Consider the following 21266-nt stretch of genomic DNA (forward strand, 5'->3'; position numbering starts at 1 on the left):
TAAAAGCACCTCCGGTATAAACCGCAATCTCGCTAATTGTTCCATTCTCAGAAGCTGTGAAGCTCTGTCCCTGATGATTGGTATTAGCACTACCGTTTTGGGTTAATTGCGGGATGGGAGGAATCGGCAGCGTGGAAGCGGTGAGGGTTCTGAAGTTCCAACTGGTTGGCCCTGTAATCCCGGCATAATTGTTACCAGCCGATTCTTTAATCGCCCCGCTAGCAATTTCTACATAGTATTCGGTACTTGGTGCGAGGTCAGCGGTAGGATTAATGGTGACAGTAGAACCACTGACGGTGACGTTGGCTGAGGTGACATCAATAGTTTCAACGACGGAGTTGTCAGAGACTTTCTTGATGACAATATTGCCAGTGCCTTTTTGTACGGCTTCACTCAAGGTGACGACTAAATCAGCAGCAACTGCAATATTAGTGGCGTTATCAGCGGGGGTGAAACTGGCGGCTGTGGGGGCTGTGGTGTCAGCTACGGTGCTGAAATTCCAAGTGGCTGCACCTGTAGTGCCGGCATAATTGTTACCTGCTAAGTCTTTAATTGCACCAGCGGCAATTTCAACGTAGTAATCTGTACCCTCAACTAAATTTGCTGTGGGATTAATGGTGACGCTACTGCCAGTAACTGTGACATTAGCTGAGGTGACATCAATAGTTTCAACAACTGAGTTGTCGGAGACTTTCTTGATGACAATATTGCCAGTGCCTTTTTGTACGGCTTCACTCAAGGTGACGACTAAATCAGCAGCAACTGCAATATTAGTGGCGTTGTCTGCAGGGGTGAAACTGGCGGCTGTCGGTGGTGTGGTGTCAGCTACGGTGCTGAAATTCCAAGCAGTTGGGTCTACAAGGCCGGCATAATTGTTACCTGCTAAGTCTTTAATTGCACCAGCGGCAATTTCAACGTAGTAATCTGTACCCTCAACTAAATTTGCTGTGGGATTAATGGTGACGCTACTGCCAGTAACTGTGACATTGGCTGAGGTGACATCAATGGTTTCTACAACTGAGTTGTCGGAGACTTTCTTGATGACAATATTGCCAGTGCCTTTTTGTACGGCTTCACTCAAGGTGACGACTAAATCAGCAGCAATTGCAACACCGGTGGCGTTATCTAGGGGGGTGAAAGTGGCGGCAGTCGGCGCTGTGGTGTCAGCTACGGTGCTGAAATTCCAAGTGGCTGCACCTGTAGTGCCGGCATAATTGTTACCTGCTAAGTCTTTAATTGCACCAGCGGCAATTTCAACGTAGTAATCTGTACCCTCAACTAAATTTGCTGTGGGATTAATGGTGACGCTACTGCCAGTAACTGTGACATTGGCTGAGGTGACATCAATGGTTTCTACAACTGAGTTATCGGAGACTTTCTTGATGACAATATTGCCGATGCCTTTCTGTACGGCTTCACTCAATGTGACGACTAAATTAGCTGTAACTGCAACACTGGTGGCGTTATCGGCGGGGGTGAAACTGGCGGCTGTCGGCGGTGTGGTGTCAGCTACGGTGGTGAAATTCCAAGCAGTTGCGCCTGTAGTACCGGCATAATTGTTACCTGCTAAGTCTTTAATCGCACCGCTGGCAATTTCAACGTAGTAATCAGTACCGTTAACTAAATCAAGAGTTGGATTAATTGTGGCGGTACTACCACTAACTGTGACATTTGCTGAAGCGACATCAATGGTTTCTACAACTGAGTTATCGGAGACTTTCTTGATGACAATATTGCCGATGCCTTTCTGTACGGCTTCACTCAATGTGACGACTAAATTAGCTGTAACTGCAACACTGGTGGCGTTATCGGCGGGGGTGAAACTGGCGGCTGTCGGCGGTGTGGTGTCAGCTACGGTAATCGTTCCATAGGTATTACTATTATCAGTAGCAGTGGTACTGGCATTTGTGGCAGAATTACTACTGTACGTCACTCCTGATGCTGTTACCGTTGCACCAGCGTTCACGAAAATAGCACCGCTTTTGGCCTGACCGAGCTGAGCGCTAAATCCGCCCGCACCTCCAGTGGCGCTGTTGTTATTAAACGTGGCATTCGTTAGCACCAGAGAACCATTGCGGATGAAGATGGCTCCGCCTAATCCAGCTCCGCCGCCACCACCAGCGTCGTAACCATTGCCGCCCAAACTGCCTCCTAAGCCACCGCCGGTATTCCCGCTACCACCACCACCACCAAAGCCACCATTACCACCAAGGCCCTGGGTAGAACCGTTAGCAGCAATGCCCGCATTACCACCACCCCCACCGAATCCTCCATAACCGCCTTGACCCGATACCCCGCTAAACTGGCTAGCACCACCGGCACCGCCGCCACCAAAGTCACCTCCTTGACCGCCGTTGGTACCATTAGCACTGACAGCACTGAGGCCACCGCCGCCACCGCCACCGAACCCTCCGTTGCTAGCAACTCCACTATTGCTGGTTGTGCCGCCCGTGCCGCCGGTGTTACCAAAGAAGCTACTGCCACCACCGGTACCCCCACCAGTGGTGCCATTAGTCCCAATGTCACTAAGTCCGCCGCCGCCACCCCCACCACCGGGTTGGTAGGCACCAGAGCCACCGACTCCGCCGAAGCCGCCACCACCCCCACCACCATTAGAAGCGCCTCCATTACCGCCTACTGCCTGGTTCTGGGTAAAGCTAACATTATTGATGGTCACTTGAGCGGGCAGTGAAGTTCCGTTGCCATTGATAAATAATGCACCACCAGCCCCTAGTCCACCACCACCGCCAGCAGCACCATTGCCACCTTTGCCCCGCCCGCCCTGTAGGGTGAGGTCGCTAAAACTTACTGTGCCTTGGTTGACAAAGAACAGGCGCACATCACCGTTGTCATTAATGCCATTATTATTGGCATCCCCGCTAATCTTCACGAGGTTCAGCCCAGTCCCCTGGATGCTCACACTGTCATCGACGATTAGTTGCGAATTGAGGCGGATGGTTTGGGAGGTGTTAAATACACTGGGATCGAAAATAATGGTGTCTGCACCGGTCTGGGTGTTGGCTTGGGCGATCGCGTCGCGCAATGACCCAGCTCCACTGTCGTTGGTGTTCGTCACGGTAAACGTGCCAAGTACCCCGTCATACTTCTGTGCTTCTTGTGGCTGAAAAGCTATGGGAGTCTCAATGTTGCCGATGTTTACCTCCAGTTCCCAGTCGCCCCCTAGTGCTGCATTCCCCGTCTTATTGGTAGATGCTGCCACATCCGCCCCGGTTATTTCACTCAAGCGCTTTACGAAGTTTTCTCCAACTTCTCCGGCTGCTACATCGCAGCCATAAAGTAGGATATCGCCATTTGCTGTCAGGGCATTTCCCCACTGTTTTATCTGAGTGCTGAAAGTTTCTAGGTTATTGTCATTGAGTACGTCTGCACCGAGTTTTAAACTGCCTTCGCTGCCGTGAGAAACTATATGAACTGCTTCAATATCTTTTTGAGTGGCTAAGGCGTTTGTAATTTGGTCGATCGCGCTGGAATTTTCATTTAAAATCACAATTTGAGCGGGATCGATGCCTTGGATCAGGCTTTGATAATCTTGTACAGAGGAGTCAACGAAAATAATTTGCTTGTTCGCGATTGGTAGGTTCATAATTCCTGACATCCTTAATATCTATATATTGTTTACATCCAAGTCCGGCCGGGGTTGAAACCCCCGCCTCAAATCTTAAGTGCTCGCTATGAGGACTGAAGAATTTAAGCTGTGGAGCATTTAAACCAGTAACGAGGCTAGTAGGGTGCGTCAGCTAGAACCCTTACGCTGAAACGGAAAACCTTAGATGCTGACGCACCTTACGCAAGTCCTTTAAATGCCGAACAGCTTATTAGTTCTCTTGCTTAAATAAATCGGGCGGTAAAATTGTTAGCCCGTTCCGCTGGAGGATTGAATAACCTGGAAACATCCAAGGCGTTACCGCGAATTAGTAACTCAATGCTGTCCATAATTCAAGCGAGGTTTCTGATACAGAACATCACTTTGGCTTCGGGAAATAGTGCCAGGATTAATGACAGTTTGCTGCATCACAGGCGATTGGTGTCCCCGATCGCTTCTTTTTCCGCTTGTGGCTGGTAGTCAGCCGAAAAGATACTCATAATCAGCGTCGGTTTTAGTTCAGGGGAAATAAACACGGAACACTGATTGTTTTGGGTCACGGCTGACAGCATTCGATCGACTTGCGCCCCCAATAGGGGAAGTCATAGCGCTGTGAAACCGGGCATTTTGTCGTAGTAGTGCAGCCAGTAAAGTAGAGCCTGAGCGGGGTAGTCCTGATATGAAGTGGGCTCTCACTGGCTTCGCGTGGGAATGAATGTATATAACATAGATGCAAATTTAATATATCATACTAAAGACATATTTTTATAGCATACTTTTATTTAACACTTGGCAACACAACACTTCTGGTTTACGATATCTTTACAATCTAGAGATCGTGGGTTGGCTTTCCCTATCTCTATCGTTGCTTCGGGCCCCTGCCTCTGTAAAGTCGGAAAAGTCGGATCTTAAAGTCGGAAAAGTCGGATCTTTGCCATGAGGACATAATTTAGATATCCCTCTGACGCTGTGGGTATGAGGGATTATTTTTTTTAGCAGATTTGTATTGGCTATTTTGCCAAACCGCATTAAGGTTGACGATATCTTTACAATCTAGACATCGCCTTTGTTAATTACTCTGGAATTTTTACCGCAGGTGTCGGCGGATATACGCAGAGGGATGCGGATGAGTGTTGATTTGGATTTAAGGACGATCGCCCTTTGTGGTATTTTGTCTACTTAAGGGATCTCGCACTTTTGTTGATTCCTTGAATCTGCCGCAAATTTCCGATATTTATTTGCGAAAACGGCCGCGAATGCGATCGACAAACATATCAACTTCCGGCAACTTCATCTGACTGACAAACAGGGCAAAAACCCCTAACCCTACAAAACTTGCCACACTCAACTGCACTAATTGAATTACCAAACCTTCAGTACCCAAAACTCTTTGACACGCTTGCAGAGTAGCCAAGGTAACGAAAGCAGTTAGAGAACTGCCCGAAGTTAACCCCAGAAAAGGCAAACTCCACTCCCCCCAAGGCAGGCCACCCAGCTTTTTATTTAAACAGTACAAAAGCATAATCATCGAAATAAGATTCACTCCCACCGTCGCCAAAACTAATCCGGGCGCGCCAAAAGCTCCTACTAACAAATAATCCAAAAGACCGTTTAAAAAGATATTGATAATACTGATGCGAAAAGGGGTTTCTCCGTCTCCCAAAGCGTAAAATACCCGTACCAAAACGTCGCGTCCCAAATACACAAACATTCCAATACTGTAAGCCATCAATATCGGCGTGACAAACAGCGAGGCCTCTCGATCGAAAGCATAGCGTTCGTAAACCACGCGGACGATCGGCCCGGCAAGTGTTACCATTAAAGCGCTCAGAGGCAGCATCGTAAGGGCCGTCAAAATTAAAGATTGACGAATTCGAGCTTTTAATTCCGGCCAATCTCTCGGATCGGTGAGGCGAGAAAATATGGGTAGAAATGGCACTAAAATTACATTAGAAATAATGCCTAAAGGCGTCATAACTAACAACCCACTGTAACCCATCGCAGAGGCAGCTTGAGGGATGTAGGATGCGAAAAATAGGTCAGTATAAACATTAATTTGCAGCATTCCTGATGATAAGGTCGCAGGAACCATCACCTTAATTACTTCTTGCACTCCCGGCCGTTTAAAATTAAACCGCAAGCGCAATGTTCCCAAGCCGGCGCGCCACTGCGCCACCAGTTGCACCAACCACTGCAAAACTGCGCCCGCTAAAGTTCCCCAAGCTAACACTAAGCCGCCAATTAGTGCGAATTCTGGCTGAATAATTTTGTCTCCGAGTTGCATTGCGAGAATCCCCAAACCGCCGACAAGTGCAACGCTGGAAAATAAAGGGCTAATGGATGGCAACCAGTACATATCGGCGGCGTTGAGAGTGCCGAAACCAATGCCGATCAAGCCTGAAAGTAATGCCATCGGTGCCATAATCCGAAACTGCTGCACGGCAATTGCTTTAATTTGTAAGCCTTCTGCTGTTCTATTTAATCCCGGTGCCACCAAATCGATCAGCGGATCGGCAAAAATAATTAAAGCGATCGTCACCAACAGCAACAAGCCCCCGACTAAGGTGGTGATAGTCTCGACTAAGGGTGCTGCTTCTTTTTTATCCCGGCGGGCTAAAACACTGACTATGGCGCTGTGAAATGGCCCGTTAATCCCTCCCAGCAAAATAAATAAGAAACCGGGGATGACGTAGGCATAGTTGTAGGCATCGACGGCGACACCGACTCCAAAGGCTGCGGCGATCGCAATTTGGCGCACCAATCCAAAGACTTTGCTAATTAGAGTGGCGACTGCGACAATGCCGGCAATCCCTGCGAGGGAACGAGAGGGCTTCTGTAATTGGGACACAAATGGTTACAAACGCTATTGCTAAAAGGATTCACTTATTTTAATCGCGAATCGGGAGAATCATATCACGAACTCATAAAACTTCTAGGGGGAATTGCGCTGATACCAATTTTATCGATATTACTGACTTGCGGAAATTCAATAATCGATCGGGACTATTCGTCCTAACTACAAACCGCCGTTTCGTGCTATGATGCGTCAATCTAAAATCTACAATCTACAATCTACAATCTAAAAATGATGAAACAAATGAGTTCATAAAAGTAGATAAATAACATATAGTTGATTACTGATGACTGATTGTGTTAGCTCCCATACTTATTTCAAAAGTGCGAACCCCGGTATTCGGTTATAGTTTAATCGAGAATCTAAACTCTAAAATCTAAAATCTAAAATCGCATGACTGGCTTAATTTACAAATATCCTCCTCTTTTACCCGGAATTCTAATCAAACGTTACAAGCGATTTTTTGCGGAAATTGAACTAGATTCGGGAGAAATAATCACCGCGCACTGTCCGAATACTGGCCCGATGACTGGTGTTTATATTCCGGGAAATCCAGTGCTAGTATCTCCCAGCGACAATCCTAAACGCAAGTTAGCTTATACTTGGGAATTAATTAAAGTTTGCGACACAGTGCCAACTTGGGTGGGAGTTAATACTGGGCTGCCAAATCGAGTAGTTAAATTAGCTTTGGAATTGAAATTGTTTCCAGAGTTGGGCAATTACAGTTTAATTCAACCGGAGGTTGTTTACGGCACTGATAAAAAAAGTAGAGTGGATTTTTGGCTAACTGGTGAGGAAAAACCGATTTTTCTGGAAGTGAAAAATACAACTTGGGTAAAAGAGGAGTTGGCTTTATTTCCCGATACAGTGACGGAGAGGGGACAGAAACATTTGAGAGAATTGATAGAAGTGGTGCGGCAGGGTTCGAGGGCTGTAATGCTGTATTTTATTAATCGCGGAGATTGTACTAATTTTGCTCCTGGGGATAGTGCCGATCGCACTTATGGAGAATTGTTCAGACAGGCGATTAGTGAAGGTGTAGAGGTTTTGCCCTGTCGGTTTGAGGTGACGCCGGAAGGTGTGCGCTATTTGGGATTGGCAAAGCTTGATGTGTGAGGAGGCGATCGTCTTATAGCGTATTCCAGGTGTACTTCATAAACCTGGAATACGCTGTATCTTGTAAGGTTTACAGATTATCCGATCGCGAGCGTAGTTCAATGACAAAATCCGGCGCTATGGGGGGAAATTTCTGTCGTGGTTCTGCAGTGAGTGCTTCCCAGCGAGACAATTCCACCCATGCTACATCAGGAGAACCAGATCCTCCACCGGGCAATTTGAATAACGTGGAAGAACTAAACACCTTACCTAGTTGGGTTTGGCGATTCCAAATAAAAACTTCACCGCCGAGATCCATCTCGCGACTATCGCTATCCCCACCAACTGGAGACATTAAAATTAACCTTCCTTCAGCATCGCGCTCAATGGTCAATTCAGGATTACTGAGACAGAGTTGATCAAACTGCTCATCGGTAAATTGAACGCGATCGAGATTAACTTTTAGGGGTAACGTCAGCAAGGTCATCGTCATTACTCCCCATCTTTGAGACCTGATAATTTCTATTATAATATAATGTTTCGCTTACAATACACTTGTAGCATCTAATAAAAAAGAGCGATCGCACTATGGGAATGACCCTGACCGAAAAAATCTTAGCCAAAGCATCAGGCCGCACTAAAGTTGATCCCGGAGAAAATATCTGGGTAGAAACAGACGTGTTGATGACCCACGATGTCTGCGGGCCCGGCACCATCGGCGTTTTCAAACGCGAATTCGGTGAGAATGCTAAAGTCTGGAACCCAGACAAAATTGTCCTCATTCCCGACCACTACATTTTCACCAACGACGAACGCGCTAACCGCAACGTCGATATTCTCCGCGATTTTGCCCAAGAACAAGGGATAAAATACTTTTACGACATCACGGATCGATCGGACTTCAAAGCAAATCCCGACTACAAGGGAGTTTGCCACATCGCGCTAGCCCAAGAAGGCCACACCCGGCCCGGCGAAGTGCTCTTCGGCACAGATTCCCACACCTGCAATGCCGGCGCTTTCGGACAATTTGCCACCGGTATCGGCAATACAGACGCGGCTTTTATCATGGGAACCGGCAAACTGTTAATCAAAGTTCCCGCAACCATGCGCTTTGTGTTCAACGGTGAACTGCCGGATTATTTGTTAGCAAAAGACCTGATTTTGCAGATTATTGGTGATATTAGCGTTGCCGGTGCTAACTACCGGACAATGGAATTTGCGGGCGATACAGTGGAACGTTTGACGATGGAAGAACGGATGACGCTGTGCAATATGGTGATTGAAGCTGGTGGTAAAAACGGCACGGTTGCGCCCGACAAAACTACATTTGATTACGTTACTTCTCGGACTGACAAACCCTTCGATTCATTTTACAGCGATGGGGATGCTAAATTTTATAGCGATCGCACCTACGATGTCAGCAAATTAGAACCAGTCGTCGCCAAACCCCACTCTCCCGACAACCGCGACTTAGCCCGCAACTGCCGCGATGTCAAGATCGATCGAGTTTACATCGGTTCCTGCACCGGCGGCAAAACCTCCGACTTTCTGAATGCCGCCCGCATTCTCAAAGGAAATCAAGTCAAAGTTCCGACTTATTTAGTACCAGCAACTCAGAAAGTTTACGAAGATTTGTTTGTCACCAAATACGAAGGTCAAACGCTTTCGGAAATCTTCTTAGCTGCAGGCTGCATCGAACCAGCAGCGCCTTCTTGCGCCGCTTGTTTGGGCGGCCCGAAAGATACTTTTGGGCGGATGAACGAACCCGAAATTTGCGTGTCTACAACTAACCGCAATTTCCCCGGCCGGATGGGGAATAAAGAAGCGCAAGTTTATCTAGCTTCGCCTTACACGGCGGCGGCTTCTGCGCTGACTGGGCACGTCACCGATCCGCGCGAATTCCTGCGTTAGATAGTAGTTGATGAAAGGTGTGCGCTGCATACCTTTCGATTAAATAAAGCCTTCTCCTCTGGAGTCAGGTGTTTAGCAAATGTTAGCCTTTCTGCAACTGCCAGGAGGCGATCGTATTCTTCTGGGGTTTCGATCGCCTTTGGAGATATTTCTGCCAGCAAATTGCTATAAATGAGTCGGTCAAAAGTAAAGATTATTTTTCCATTTGTCTTGGTCGCAAGCTGTTGCGGCATTTAAATTCTATGTCAAAAAAAATCAAACCATGAGTGCGGTGTCCCGCGCGCCCTGAATATACAATTCAAATGCGCTACAGCTTAGCGATTTTGTCCGGGTTAATATCAGCAAACCCCGTGTTGGGAAAGAGATAGTTAATGTAAAAACTCGACAAGAATTGCCAACAATTATTCTTAACTCAAAGTAAATCTAAGGTACGCACTGAATACCTTACATTTACTTTGAGTTAATCGACTTTAGGTTCCTCGAAAAATGATGAATAGAGATATCCGGCTGCTACAGCGCCCAAAATTGGTGCTAACCAGAACAGCCACAACTGTGCGATCGCCCAAACCTTACCACCAAAAATAGCTAGTATCAATGCTGGGGCAGTGCTGCGTGCGGGATTAACTGACAAATTGGTGACAGGAATACCAATTAAGTGAATTAGTGTCAATGCAAAACCGATCGGCACCGGCGCAAAACCTTTGGGAGCTCTCGCATCAGTAGCACCCAAAATCACAATCAAAAACATGAATGTGAGGACAAACTCAGCCAGGAAAGCAGACACCATTGAATAATTGCCCGGAGAGTTTTCGGCGTAACCGTTAGCTGCAAAGCCGCCGATATCAAATCCAGGCTTACCGCTGGCAATTAAATACAGGACAAAGGCTCCTAGTATACCGCCAATCACTTGAGAAATAATGTATGGGAGAAGTTCTCGCGATGAGAAGCGTTTGGCGACAAATAGACCAAAGGAGACGGCGGGATTGAGGTGGCATCCGGAAATGTGACCAATCGCGTAAGCCATTGTCATTACTGTCAAGCCAAAGGCCAGAGAAACACCTACCAATCCGATCCCTACAGGAAATACAGCCTCTGCCGAGATTTTTGCCGCATCGATGGTAAACACTGCCGCTAGCACCGCACTGCCGCAGCCTCCGAAAACTAGCCAGAAAGTACCTAGGCACTCAGCTACATAACGTTTTATAGGTGACATTTTGTTAAGTTTGTTGTTAGGTGGGCCCTATCTTACCACAACGAGCACCAGAAAAAATTAACTGCAACAGATAGTTTGTTAGAGCCAAAGCTTGATAGCATTGTATGTTGGGAATCAGCTTTAAAAAAATGATTACGATCGTGATGGGAGTTTCAGGTTCTGGCAAAACTACTGTTGGCAAGTTGCTGGCGCAATCCCTCAACTGGGATTTCAGCGATGCCGACGATTTTCACCCATCAGCTAATATCGAGAAAATGAGTCGGGGCATTCCTTTAGAAGATGCGGATCGCCTTCCTTGGCTATTAGCATTGCAAGCTGCAATAGACAGGTGGCTGTTAGAAAATAAAAATGTGGTTTTGGCTTGTTCTGCTTTAAAAGCATCTTACCGCGAAATGCTCTCCCGCGACCAAAAGCGAATGAAGATAGTTTATCTAAAAGCTTCTTTTCAGCTATTAGCCACAAGGTTAAAAAATCGCGAAAATCACTACATGAAAGCAGACTTGCTGTTAAGTCAGTTAGGCAGTCTCGAAGAACCTGAAGATGCACTTATCATAGATGCTTCGCAACCACTAGAGGTAATCTTGCGCCAAATTAGAAATCATCTGATGTGGGGTTAATTGCCCCACAATAAAACCTCTAATACAAAATCTGGCTTAACTTAAATACCTCTTTATTTCTTAGTCCCTCTCAGCTAGGAGGAGAGTTTGTGTAGTCCCGATTTCAATCCCCTAGTCCGATCGAGGTTTTTTAAGGCGGATTTAGTATAAGATATTTTTTCTGATTAACCGAGTTTCTGAACCACATTTGGGAGCATCTCATATTTGTAAAAACACTTCTTCTGGCTCCTTCCTTCTTCCTCTTTTCTCCTGGCTCCTGACTCCTGACTCCTAACTCCAATTTCTAGCTTTGCTGCAAAAGTGAGATGCTCCCCCACATTTAGCCTCCTCTCCGTTTCCAGGCTGATAGGTTTGCGGCCCTAATTTTTGTACAAATACAAGAAAGCTTCTACTTCAGCCCCAGTAGGTTGAGATCTAATTGCCCCGGGATTCATCGCTGTCATCGCACCTACCGCACTGGCATAAGTTACAATTGTTTGGGCTATTTTTGGATCTGCTAAATTCTTAATTCCCTGCTTGCACAACTGTCGCACAAAACCAGCCAGAAATGCGTCGCCTGCACCTGTTGTATCCTCAACATCTACTGTAAATGCGGGGATTTTTCCTTCATTTTCCGAGATACAATAAGCGCAACCTTTCTCGCCTGCAGTCACCAAAACGCCTTCTACAGAATCGAGACGGTAGGTAATAGCTCCAGCGTCGGTAGTGTCAAACAACCATTCGGCTTCTTCCTCAGATAACTTGACAAAATCAACTTTTTTTAAGAGTTTTCTAATGTGCGCTTTTGCTTCGTCTGGATTGTGCCAAAACACGGGACGCCAATTGATGTCCAGTATAATTTTAACGTCGTACTGGTCTGCTAGCTCGATCGCTCGGGCGATCGCCTCTCGACTTTCAGGATAAGCTAATTCTAAAGTGCCTAGCACTAAATATTCGGCATTTTCAAACAGCACTTCGGGTAGTTGTGCAGCCAGGAGGCGGGTGTCTGCAAAATCCGCAGTATCGAATGCGCCAAAACCGGCAAAAGATCGATCGCCCGCTTCATTCCGCAAGACATAAACTTGCCGCGTCGGCGCACTTGGATGCCGCTGCACTCCAGCAATATCAACCCCTACTTCTTGCAATACCTGCACTAGGGAATTTCCCAATTCATCCCCACCTACAGCACCGATAAATCCCGCCGCCGTCCCTAATTTAACCAAAGCACAGGCAACATTAGCAGGAGCACCGCCGGGATATGCCGTCCAAGATTCTACCTCTTCGAGAGATACTCCTGGTTTGTCTGCTAAACAATCAAATAAAACTTCACCCAGACACAGAACGCGAGGATAAGTCATATCAATTTTAGATTTTACATTTTAGATTTTAGACCAGCAGTAGACAGGCCAATAATTATTTTTAACCCATCCCAGAAAAATTGCAAGCTATTTTTTAATGGCTGCTCCTATAGTATCAGACCTACTGATACTGGCAGTTACTCGCTCAAGGCACAAGTGCAGTGCGGGCGTATCAGTTGTTTTACGTGCGAACATCTGCGGGTTTGGCCCGGATGTCAGATGCGCCCCGGTAAAGGGATCACCCACCGCCCTCCGGTGCCAGCAGTGCAAGTCCCTGCGGGTCATGCTGTCTCGGCGCTGGGTTTGCACTTTTTGCGATTGTGCAAGCGAGTTGGTGCTTCGGCCCCGAAAGAGTAGCACAGCAAATTTAATTTTCTCTTCATACTCGATCCCTCATCCTCTAGAATTGTAGATAGGTAAATATGCAGACATAGGAAAAATTTATGAGTGGGATTGTCTCTGGGACCCCTGTCACCCTGTCGGACAGAGAATTGCAAGTGGTAGAGTTAGTAGCAGCGGGATTGACTAATGAGAAAATTGCCGAAAAGTTAGAGATTAGCAAGCGTACAGTTGACAACCACATTAGCAATATCTTGAACAAGACGCGCGCTGACAATCGAGTTACGCTTGTACGCTGGGCGTTGCAGTGGGGAAAGGTATGTTTGGACAATATTAACTGCTGCCCTTTACCGCGGCCGATCGATAAAGAAGTATCTTAAGTAGGGGTTCTGGTTGGGGACAGGCAAAGAAATGATGCAAACGGCACAAGAAAAACAACTCCGCTATCACATTCAATCCCCTGGATTGCCCCTGGCGGTGTATCGCGAAGTGGCGACCCATTTGCGTCAAGTTGAAGGGGTGCAAACCGGTTTAATCCCGCAGCAGTCGCAGCGGTTTGATTACAGTGACAGCCAAATTGGGGGTTTGTGGATACAGTATCCTGAAGGGTTCGATTTGGCAGGTCGCGAGCGGGTCGATCGCATTTTGGCTTATTATGGCGATCGTTACGGAGCTTGGGAATTATTAAGTCATTAGTTATTGGGAATTGGGAATTGGGAATTGGGCATTGGGAATTGGGAATTGGGCATTGGGCATTAATTACGAGCGCCTACAACGAACAAAAAACCTGCAAATAAAAACCAAAAACCAAAAACCAAAAAATAACCGCTAACTAATGACTACGGACTAATGACTAATGACTACTGACTACTGACTAACAAAATGAGTGCAATTAAAACTTTACCGGGAACGCGGGATATTTTGCCCGCTGAAATTCAATATTGGCAAAATATAGAAGAAGTCGCTAGAACAATTTTGAAAAAAGCGGCTTATCAAGAAATTCGGACGCCAATTTTTGAACAGACATCTTTATTTGAACGCGGCATCGGAGAAGCTACCGATGTCGTGGGCAAAGAAATGTACACTTTTAAGGATAAGGGCGATCGATCGACAACTTTGCGTCCAGAAGGCACCGCCGGAGTAGTCCGAGCTTTTATTCAAAACAGTTTGTACGCGGCGGGTGACGTGCAGCGTCTGTGGTATGCTGGGCCGATGTTTCGCTACGAACGCGCGCAAGAGGGAAGACAGCGGCAGTTTAATCAAATTGGCGTGGAAGTCTTGGGGAGTGCGAATCCTCGTGCGGATGTCGAGGTAATTGCGATCGCCTGTGATATCCTGCAAACACTCGGTTTAAAAAATTTGCGCCTCGATATTAATTCTGTCGGAAATAAGGAAGACAGACAAAATTATCGACAAGCATTAATAGATTATTTTACACCGCACAAAGACGAATTAGACGCCGATTCTCAAGACCGCTTGAATCGCAATCCGCTGCGGATTTTGGACAGCAAAAATCAGCGCACTCAAGAAATTGTAGCTGGTGCGCCGAGCATTTTAGAATATTTGGGAGAGGAATCGCGAGATCACTTCGAGCAAGTGCAGCTTATGCTCACAAATTTAGGAATTAGCTATCAGTTAAATCCGAGATTAGTGCGCGGTTTAGATTACTATACCTACACCGCATTTGAAATTATCTCCGACGATTTGGGAGCGCAAGCCACAGTTTGCGGAGGCGGCAGGTACGACGGTTTAGTAAAGGAATTGGGCGGCCCAGATACGGCAGCAGTCGGTTGGGCAATGGGTATCGAAAGGTTAATTATCCTGCTGCAAAAGTTGCAACCTTTGCCCGCGCCGAAGTTGGATTTTTATTTGGTATCCAGGGGCAAAAAAGCAGAACAGCAATCGGTATTGTTAGCACAAAAATTGCGGAGTGCGGGGTTTAGTGTAGAGATAGATTTGAGCGGTAGTGCTTTCGGGAAACAGTTTAAAAGAGCCGACAGAAGCGGTGCAGTTGCGTGTTTAGTTTTGGGAGATGCGGAAGCTGAAAACGAGACGGTACAATTGAAGTGGTTGGCGAGTGGTGAACAAAGTGCGATCGCCCAATCGGAACTACTAGCAATGACAAACGAGCTACAGCAGAAAATTAACAACCCTTAGAACTCTCGCTTTTAGCCCAGTCTAGATCCCCCTAAATCCCCCTTAAGAAGGGGAGTAGGGGTTGACTTTGACAGCACTCTTGTTCCCCCTGATTGACAAGGGCTTTGACGGCACTTCTTGTCCCCCCCTTATTAAGGGGGGCTAGGGGGGATCTAGACTTCGATACAAACAAAAGAAACGGTCGGTTTCCTCGTTACCAGGCTCTGCCCGGTAACGCATATCCACAGCCTCTGCCTCGTCATTAAGCCATTAACAGTAATCCCAAAAACCAAAAGATATAATTTAAGCATTAAAACATTTAACCTCTGATAAACTATGTCTGTAGCAACTAAAAATCCTGAAACAAAACTCACAATCACCTGGCCGCTACTACCAGAAGATTTTCAACTACCAGACGACCCCGTGGAAGACGAAAGCCAACCATTATTAGCTGCCGCTTTGCGCCAGCCGCTAACAGCATTTCCAGAATTAATGCAGGATGCCTTAATTGTTTCCAACTTTGCCTTGTGTGCAGGAATAAGTTTCCCAGGTTCAAGCAGCGACGAACAGCGCATTATCTGCAAAGCACCAGATTGGATGTACGTGAAACCCGTCAATCCAAAAAATGTCTCGCAAGTCCGCCGCAGTTACACGCCACACACAGAAGGAACCATCCCCCAAATCGTGATGGAATTTCTTTCAGAAACCTATGGAGAAGAATACTCCGTTGAATTTACCTCGCGGGTGGGAAAGTGGTATTTTTACGAGCAAGTAATCAAAGTCCCCCGATACGTCATATTCCGAGCCAAAACAGCTCATTTAGAAGTTTACGCTTTAGAATCAGAACACTACAACTTGCAAAAACCTGATGAAAACGGACGTTATTGGATACCGGGATTAGACCTATTTTTAGGTATGTGGGAAGGAACCCACGAAGGAAGGACAGGCTGTTGGTTGAGGTGGTGGAATGCTGAAGGCGGGTTATTGTTGTGGTCGGAAGAACGAGCCGATCGCGAACGACTCCGCGCTGAAAAATTGGCCGAAAAATTGCGTCAAGCGGGAATCGAATTAGATGACGAAGAGTGAAATATCAATTGATGAGTCGAGTTCGATCGTGTTTTGGTATGATGACACTCTTGTGGTGCCGGCATCCAGCCCGCCCTTGGCTAACTTTACACTCCTATGTTAATCGAACGTCTCCAGCCGATCGCCTGGACAAAAAAACCGCGACTCATATCCTTATTTTCTGGTTGCGGCGGCATGGATTTGCCATTCCACAAAGCCGGATTTGAGGTAGTTTGGGCGATCGACTCCAATAAATACGCCTGCAAAACATTCAGCAGAAACATTGCTGATGTCATCATCAACGACAGCATAGAAAATATAGACATTGCACAAGTTCCCGAAGCTGAAATATGTATAGGAGGATTCCCCTGTCAAGATTTCTCCCTAATTTGGAAGCGGCCCGGACTTGAAGGAACCAGAGGCAATTTATATACATACTTTCTCGATTTTGTCAATAGAAAAAAGCCCAAAGCTTTTGTAGCAGAAAATGTCAAAGGCTTATTAAGTGCGAATAATTATCAAGCAATAAAACAAATAATTTCTGACTTTGAAAGTATCGCACCGGGCTACTTAGTTAAACCTAAACTCTACAACTTTGCTGATTACGGAGTTCCGCAATTTCGGCAAAGAGTGTTATTAGTTGGCATTCGGATGGATACAGGATTTAACTTTGTGCATCCTCAGCCAGAATACGGTCAAAATCGCAAAAATCCTTATCGAACTGCGGGCGAAGCACTCAAAAATGTGGAAGTAGTTCTTGACAATAACCAACATCATAAAATTAAAGCCCGCACCATTGAAATTTTAAATCGAATTAAACCGGGAGGCAATTTCTCTGATATTCCCCAGGATAGTCCATACTATGTCAAAGGCATGATCAGTCACGTTTATCGGCGAATTCATCCAGATAAACCATCATCTACAATCATTGCTGGTGGCGGTGGCGGAACTTGGGGTTATCATTATTTAGAACCGCGTTCTTTGACAAATCGTGAAAGAGCAAGATTACAAACATTTCCCGATCATTTTGTTTTTGAAGGTTCTACAACTGAAGTGCGGCGGCAGATTGGCAATGCAGTGCCACCGCAGGGAATCGCGGCTGTTGTTGAGTCTTTGATTCCGCTATTTAAGGGGGATTATCCGCAAGTGGATTTATATGAAATGAGTAAAAAGTTGCAGGGGATGTCAATTCAACAACGATTAAAATGGGCTGAATAAGAGGAGTACGAGCAGAGTTTTCCGTTAATTTGAAATGTGGCGGTAGATCGGAAGCTTAACATTAGCTGGCTCTGGGTTTACGATTAAATAAAATACATCAGGAGGGAAAGTCAATGATCAAGTTTGACATAGGCTACTACACCGATTTTAAATTGCCCAGCAACTCAACTATTCCAGAGCAATTACAGCAAACACTTCAGACGGTTTGGGACAGAAAATATGACGATTTATACGAAAGAGGCGGAAACAGCGATGTAGAAGAAGCCTTTGTAGAAGTAATGACATCCTTTGGGATGCCTAATAATCAAATATCCCATCAGCGATATGTCTATATGGCTTATGGAATAGCATTAGCAGCTAAACCGACCATTAAACATTACTTTCCTGAAGAACACAAGGCTGATATCGTTGAAGGAATTGTATCTTGTTGGCTGAAGGATAGTTGTGAAATCCCAGAAACTTGGGCAGATACGTTGTTTCCTAATATCAACAAAATTGGAAAATATCAAGCTACTGACGAAGCTTATAATATCTTCTATGGCTTGCTGCAAACACTCAATACAAAAACAGCCTATAATGCCATCTTAGATATTCTGTATGATGCCATTACCGGCGATGCTATTTCTGGTTGTACTGAAGCCAGACGAGATATGTTTAATTGGTGGTTAATTGAGGTGGTTCCTGCGGCCTATTGTTTAAAGCTGCCATCTACTTTATATTCGGGAAAATGGGAATTTCCGCCACTGAGTCAGTGCGCTTAAGTGATGACAAAAGTAATTGGTACAGCTTAATTAGTTAATAATCCAGGGAATCCAGTTATTGACAATTACGGTCGCACTCATTCATACTATAACTAAGCGTTGTAGGAGCTAACTTTAATGTCAGATCTATTCGCAAGAATCACGGTTAATCCTAGACAGTGCGGCGGTCGCCCTTGCATTCGTGGCATGAGAATTCGGGTATCAGACGTACTGGACTTATTTGTGGCTGGTTTGAGTGCGGAACAAATACTAGAAGAAATGCCCGATCTTGAAGCAGACGATCTGAGAGCATCTCTTTTGTATGCTTCGCGCAAACTCAATCATCCGGTATTGGTTGCATGACAATAATTTGGGTAGATGCAGAATCAATCAAAATTACATCAGCGTTGATCTGCGGTTCAAAAAATCTCAACTATTAAATTAGTTAATAATCAATCGGGAATAATCAATCAGGCACCATCAAACCCTTCAATATTCTCCCCTTTTCCTCCTCCCTCAACCCCTTACACTGCACCAAAACCCCAAAACCCCCCAAACCCATCGGATCGATTAACTGATGCAAAGCCTCCCGGCGGCGCAAAAATGTTGCCAAATCTAATACTTCCGCATCATTTGTTGATAGAGAAGCAATACGATCGCCCAAACCCAACGCCATCAAAAACAAAGCCTGTTGAGTAAACCCTACCACATCCAAACCGCACAATTCACCCTGTTTTTCCAGCGCCGTAAAATTAACATGAGCCGTCAAATCCTGCCGCCCCACATTAATATAAGGATTGCTGTGATATCGGTGGCGATAATAACACTGTAGCGTCCCCTCCCTGCGCCTCGGATTGTAATAGCGGTGCGCCGGATAGCCGTAATCAATAGTTAACAAATATCCCCGCTGCAACTTTTGAGCAACTGTACTCATCCAGTCCAAAGTCGCCAAATTTACCTCACTGCGATAACCATCCCCATAAGCACTCGCCGACAAATCGATGCCCACCAAATCCAAATATTCGGCAATTTTATGGGTGGAAACTTTGCCAATTACTTCAACAAATTTTATCTCTTCTTGTATATTTTTGGGGGTTTCTGCGGCAACGTAAATCTCCCTAACTTGCCCTTCTTCCAGAATGAATTGATGCACTGGCAAAGCATCCACTAACTCGTTAGAAAAAAAACAACCGACTATTGAATTATTAACTATCTCATCCCAATTACACCACTTAACACACTTAATATCGGCTAAAGTTTGCCGCTGTTCCGCTTGGAGTCCAGGGGAAACTTCAATAATAATGTATTCTAAAATATGAAATAAATCGGGATGTTGGAGTTGCAGATATTGCAGCACATTTTCGGCAAAATTTCCCCGCCCAGCGCCCATTTCTACGATCGCGAAGTTTTGAGGTTTGCCTAGAATTTCCCACATTTCCACAAACTGCTCTGCCAAAACCTCCGCAAAATCAGCACCCCAATGAGACGACGTGATAAAATCGCCTTGTTTGCCGATCGACTGTCGATCGCTATTATAATAACCGTGCTGCGGATGATATAATGCCAAATCCATATATTCAGCAAAAGTAATACGCTGCTGGGGACTGGCGGCAATTCTTTCGCCGATTAAATTGCAGAGTTCCAGGTTGCTGTCATTGATATCTGGTTGATGAACTTTCATAATTTATCGAATCAAAGTTGATGTTATTTCATTTGTCAATGAGAGATTTTTTTTATTAACCGCAGAGGGCGCAGAGGGCACAGAGGAAGAGAGAAGAGAGAAATAAGGTACATTTTAGCGACGTTAATAGCAATATTAATCGATCTCCATCGGCGTTTATCCGCGTTTATCTGCGGTTCAAAAAAATCAACCCGGTTCCATAAAAAAAACCGGGTTAATTTCTTAGATAAAAACCGACAAAACCTACCTATCAACCGATCCCATAATAATGTCGATACTCCCCAAAATTGCCACCAAATCCGCAATCTTCACGCCGCGCACAATGTGAGGCAAAATCTGCAAATTATTAAAATCCGCAGCCCGAATCTTCCAGCGCCAAGGAAACACACTATCATCCCCGATAATATAAATCCCCAACTCACCCTTGCCGCTTTCAACGCGGACATAATGTTCGCCCTTGGGAATCTTAAAAGTCGGGGCAACTTTTTTGCCAATAAACTGATAGTCAAAACCATTCCATTCAGATTTGGGCCCGCTTTCTAAGCGCTTCGCTTCCAAATTCTCGTAAGGGCCGCCTGGGAGTCCTTTCAAGGCTTGATAGAGAATCTTAACAGACTCGCGCATCTCCCGAATCCGTACTAAATACCGGGCTAAACAATCGCCAGCAGCTTCGGTACAAACTTCCCAGTCGAAGTCGTCATAACATTCGTAATGGTCAACTTTTCGCAAATCCCAATTTACGCCGGAACCGCGCAACATAGGGCCGGATAGTCCCCAGTTAATCGCTTCGTTGCGAGAAATAGTACCCAGGCCTTCAATCCGGCGGCGGAAGATTGGATTGTTGGTAATTAAACGTTCGTACTCGTCAATTTTGGGAACGAAATAATCGCAGAAATCTTGGCATTTATCTACCCAACCGTAGGGCAAATCTGCGGCGACTCCGCCAATGCGGAAATAGTTATTATTCACCATGCGATAACCTGTGGCTGCTTCCCACAAGTCGAGAATTGGTTCGCGATCGCGCATAGTATAGAAAAAAGGAGTTTGCGCGCCCACGTCCGCCAAAAACGGCCCTACCCACATCAAGTGGTTAGCAATCCGGTTCAACTCCAGCATAATTACCCGAATATAACTAGCCCGTCTGGGGACAGCAATATTTGCCAACTTTTCCGGTGCATTCACTGTCACCGCTTCGTTAAACATCCCCGCAGCGTAGTCCCAGCGGCTCACGTAGGGCACGTACATCACGTTGGTGCGGTTTTCGGCGATTTTTTCCATCCCCCGGTGCAGATAGCCCAAAACAGGCTCGCAGTCCACCACATCTTCCCCGTCTAGGGTGACAATTAGCCGGAGTACCCCGTGCATGGATGGGTGGTGCGGCCCCATGTTGAGCACCATCGGTTCGGTTCTAGTCTCAATTCTTGACATAATTAAATGAATTAATGATTACTAGCTA

The 21266-nt window shown here is 45.8% G+C and carries 19 protein-coding genes; 10 read left to right on the forward strand and 9 right to left on the reverse strand.

Annotated features, from left to right (window positions below):
• The 3 genes from QUB11_RS07070 to murJ all read right to left on the reverse strand — a co-directional run.
• Positions 1 to 3604, reverse strand: a 3604-nt coding sequence (locus QUB11_RS07070) for an Ig-like domain-containing protein (RefSeq protein ID WP_333390142.1), incomplete at its 3' end; no start/stop codon positions are given.
• Between the two features lie 428 nt (positions 3605 to 4032).
• Positions 4033 to 4176, reverse strand: a complete 144-nt coding sequence (locus QUB11_RS07075) for a hypothetical protein (RefSeq protein WP_333205302.1) — start codon at positions 4174 to 4176, stop codon at positions 4033 to 4035.
• 662 nt (positions 4177 to 4838) lie between these two features.
• On the reverse strand, positions 4839 to 6452 hold the full coding sequence (gene murJ / locus QUB11_RS07080) for a murein biosynthesis integral membrane protein MurJ (RefSeq protein WP_333205303.1): 1614 nt from the start codon (positions 6450 to 6452) through the stop codon (positions 4839 to 4841).
• A 399-nt stretch (positions 6453 to 6851) separates the two neighbouring features.
• On the opposite strand from murJ, the gene sfsA reads away from it, so the two are divergent.
• Positions 6852 to 7574 (forward strand): DNA/RNA nuclease SfsA, encoded by a 723-nt coding sequence (gene sfsA / locus QUB11_RS07085; RefSeq protein WP_333205304.1) that lies wholly within the window; start codon positions 6852 to 6854, stop codon positions 7572 to 7574.
• Positions 7575 to 7644: 70 nt separating this feature from the next.
• Here sfsA and QUB11_RS07090 read toward each other — a convergent pair whose 3' ends face one another.
• On the reverse strand, positions 7645 to 8040 hold the full coding sequence (locus QUB11_RS07090; RefSeq protein WP_333205305.1) for a Uma2 family endonuclease: 396 nt from the start codon (positions 8038 to 8040) through the stop codon (positions 7645 to 7647).
• 101 nt (positions 8041 to 8141) lie between these two features.
• On the opposite strand from QUB11_RS07090, the gene QUB11_RS07095 reads away from it, so the two are divergent.
• A complete protein-coding gene (locus tag QUB11_RS07095; RefSeq protein WP_333205306.1) occupies positions 8142 to 9464 on the forward strand; it encodes a 3-isopropylmalate dehydratase large subunit in 1323 nt (440 codons plus the stop codon).
• On the opposite strand, the gene QUB11_RS07100 is transcribed toward QUB11_RS07095, so the two are convergent.
• Positions 9461 to 9697 (reverse strand): hypothetical protein, encoded by a 237-nt coding sequence (locus QUB11_RS07100; RefSeq protein WP_333205307.1) that lies wholly within the window; start codon positions 9695 to 9697, stop codon positions 9461 to 9463. The two genes, QUB11_RS07095 and QUB11_RS07100, sit on opposite strands and share 4 nt — an antisense overlap.
• 227 nt (positions 9698 to 9924) lie before the next feature.
• Positions 9925 to 10677: an aquaporin Z gene (aqpZ, locus tag QUB11_RS07105; protein ID WP_333205308.1), complete on the reverse strand. Its 753-nt coding sequence runs from the start codon at positions 10675 to 10677 to the stop codon at positions 9925 to 9927.
• A 104-nt stretch (positions 10678 to 10781) separates the two neighbouring features.
• On the opposite strand from aqpZ, the gene QUB11_RS07110 reads away from it, so the two are divergent.
• A complete protein-coding gene (locus QUB11_RS07110; protein ID WP_333257165.1) occupies positions 10782 to 11294 on the forward strand; it encodes a gluconokinase in 513 nt (170 codons plus the stop codon).
• Between the two features lie 359 nt (positions 11295 to 11653).
• On the opposite strand, the gene QUB11_RS07115 is transcribed toward QUB11_RS07110, so the two are convergent.
• Entirely contained in the window at positions 11654 to 12631 is a 978-nt protein-coding gene (locus QUB11_RS07115; RefSeq protein WP_333205310.1) for a carbohydrate kinase, read from the reverse strand.
• Between the two features lie 443 nt (positions 12632 to 13074).
• On the opposite strand from QUB11_RS07115, the gene QUB11_RS07120 reads away from it, so the two are divergent.
• From QUB11_RS07120 to QUB11_RS07150, 7 genes are all read left to right on the forward strand, one after another.
• Positions 13075 to 13350, forward strand: coding sequence for a photosynthetic electron transport-dependent transcriptional regulator PedR (locus tag QUB11_RS07120; RefSeq protein ID WP_006633901.1), 276 nt, complete (start codon positions 13075 to 13077; stop codon positions 13348 to 13350).
• A gap of 34 nt (positions 13351 to 13384) precedes the next feature.
• Positions 13385 to 13666 (forward strand): hypothetical protein, encoded by a 282-nt coding sequence (locus QUB11_RS07125; RefSeq protein WP_190742066.1) that lies wholly within the window; start codon positions 13385 to 13387, stop codon positions 13664 to 13666.
• A 186-nt stretch (positions 13667 to 13852) separates the two neighbouring features.
• Complete coding sequence (hisS, locus tag QUB11_RS07130; protein ID WP_333205311.1) at positions 13853 to 15127, forward strand: histidine--tRNA ligase; 1275 nt, start codon at positions 13853 to 13855, stop codon at positions 15125 to 15127.
• A 315-nt stretch (positions 15128 to 15442) separates the two neighbouring features.
• Positions 15443 to 16192, forward strand: a complete 750-nt coding sequence (locus QUB11_RS07135; protein ID WP_333205312.1) for a Uma2 family endonuclease — start codon at positions 15443 to 15445, stop codon at positions 16190 to 16192.
• Positions 16193 to 16288: 96 nt separating this feature from the next.
• Complete coding sequence (locus QUB11_RS07140) at positions 16289 to 17389, forward strand: DNA cytosine methyltransferase (protein WP_333205313.1); 1101 nt, start codon at positions 16289 to 16291, stop codon at positions 17387 to 17389.
• Between the two features lie 113 nt (positions 17390 to 17502).
• Positions 17503 to 18150: a hypothetical protein gene (locus QUB11_RS07145; RefSeq protein ID WP_333205314.1), complete on the forward strand. Its 648-nt coding sequence runs from the start codon at positions 17503 to 17505 to the stop codon at positions 18148 to 18150.
• Positions 18151 to 18267: 117 nt separating this feature from the next.
• Positions 18268 to 18492, forward strand: coding sequence for a DUF433 domain-containing protein (locus QUB11_RS07150; RefSeq protein ID WP_190734536.1), 225 nt, complete (start codon positions 18268 to 18270; stop codon positions 18490 to 18492).
• 103 nt (positions 18493 to 18595) lie between these two features.
• Here QUB11_RS07150 and QUB11_RS07155 read toward each other — a convergent pair whose 3' ends face one another.
• Together QUB11_RS07155 and QUB11_RS07160 are read right to left on the reverse strand one after the other, a co-directional pair.
• Entirely contained in the window at positions 18596 to 19810 is a 1215-nt protein-coding gene (locus tag QUB11_RS07155; protein WP_333205315.1) for a class I SAM-dependent methyltransferase, read from the reverse strand.
• Between the two features lie 243 nt (positions 19811 to 20053).
• Positions 20054 to 21238 carry an NAD(P)H-quinone oxidoreductase subunit H gene (locus tag QUB11_RS07160; protein WP_333205316.1) on the reverse strand — a complete coding sequence of 395 codons (1185 nt, stop codon included), beginning with the start codon at positions 21236 to 21238 and terminating at the stop codon, positions 20054 to 20056.
• Positions 21239 to 21266 lie beyond the last annotated feature (28 nt).

It is taken from the genome of Microcoleus sp. B6-A1, from assembly GCF_036705085.1.
Lineage (GTDB): Bacteria > Cyanobacteriota > Cyanobacteriia > Cyanobacteriales > Microcoleaceae > Microcoleus.

Excerpts from the sequence above, each read along its gene's own strand:
- QUB11_RS07095 (WP_333205306.1), top strand. The coding sequence starts at position 8,142 with ATGGGAATGACCCTGACCGAAAAAATCTTAGCCAAAGCATCAGGCCGC.
- QUB11_RS07150 (WP_190734536.1), top strand. The coding sequence starts at position 18,268 with ATGTCAGATCTATTCGCAAGAATCACGGTTAATCCTAGACAGTGCGGC.
- QUB11_RS07160 (WP_333205316.1), bottom strand. The coding sequence starts at position 21,238 with ATGTCAAGAATTGAGACTAGAACCGAACCGATGGTGCTCAACATGGGG.
- QUB11_RS07090 (WP_333205305.1), bottom strand. The coding sequence starts at position 8,040 with ATGACCTTGCTGACGTTACCCCTAAAAGTTAATCTCGATCGCGTTCAA.
- QUB11_RS07115 (WP_333205310.1), bottom strand. The coding sequence starts at position 12,631 with ATGACTTATCCTCGCGTTCTGTGTCTGGGTGAAGTTTTATTTGATTGT.
- QUB11_RS07140 (WP_333205313.1), top strand. The coding sequence starts at position 16,289 with ATGTTAATCGAACGTCTCCAGCCGATCGCCTGGACAAAAAAACCGCGA.
- sfsA (WP_333205304.1), top strand. The coding sequence starts at position 6,852 with ATGACTGGCTTAATTTACAAATATCCTCCTCTTTTACCCGGAATTCTA.
- QUB11_RS07120 (WP_006633901.1), top strand. The coding sequence starts at position 13,075 with ATGAGTGGGATTGTCTCTGGGACCCCTGTCACCCTGTCGGACAGAGAA.
- QUB11_RS07135 (WP_333205312.1), top strand. The coding sequence starts at position 15,443 with ATGTCTGTAGCAACTAAAAATCCTGAAACAAAACTCACAATCACCTGG.
- hisS (WP_333205311.1), top strand. The coding sequence starts at position 13,853 with ATGAGTGCAATTAAAACTTTACCGGGAACGCGGGATATTTTGCCCGCT.
- QUB11_RS07155 (WP_333205315.1), bottom strand. The coding sequence starts at position 19,810 with ATGAAAGTTCATCAACCAGATATCAATGACAGCAACCTGGAACTCTGC.
- QUB11_RS07075 (WP_333205302.1), bottom strand. The coding sequence starts at position 4,176 with ATGCTGTCAGCCGTGACCCAAAACAATCAGTGTTCCGTGTTTATTTCC.
- QUB11_RS07145 (WP_333205314.1), top strand. The coding sequence starts at position 17,503 with ATGATCAAGTTTGACATAGGCTACTACACCGATTTTAAATTGCCCAGC.
- QUB11_RS07125 (WP_190742066.1), top strand. The coding sequence starts at position 13,385 with ATGCAAACGGCACAAGAAAAACAACTCCGCTATCACATTCAATCCCCT.
- aqpZ (WP_333205308.1), bottom strand. The coding sequence starts at position 10,677 with ATGTCACCTATAAAACGTTATGTAGCTGAGTGCCTAGGTACTTTCTGG.
- QUB11_RS07100 (WP_333205307.1), bottom strand. The coding sequence starts at position 9,697 with ATGCCGCAACAGCTTGCGACCAAGACAAATGGAAAAATAATCTTTACT.
- QUB11_RS07110 (WP_333257165.1), top strand. The coding sequence starts at position 10,782 with ATGTTGGGAATCAGCTTTAAAAAAATGATTACGATCGTGATGGGAGTT.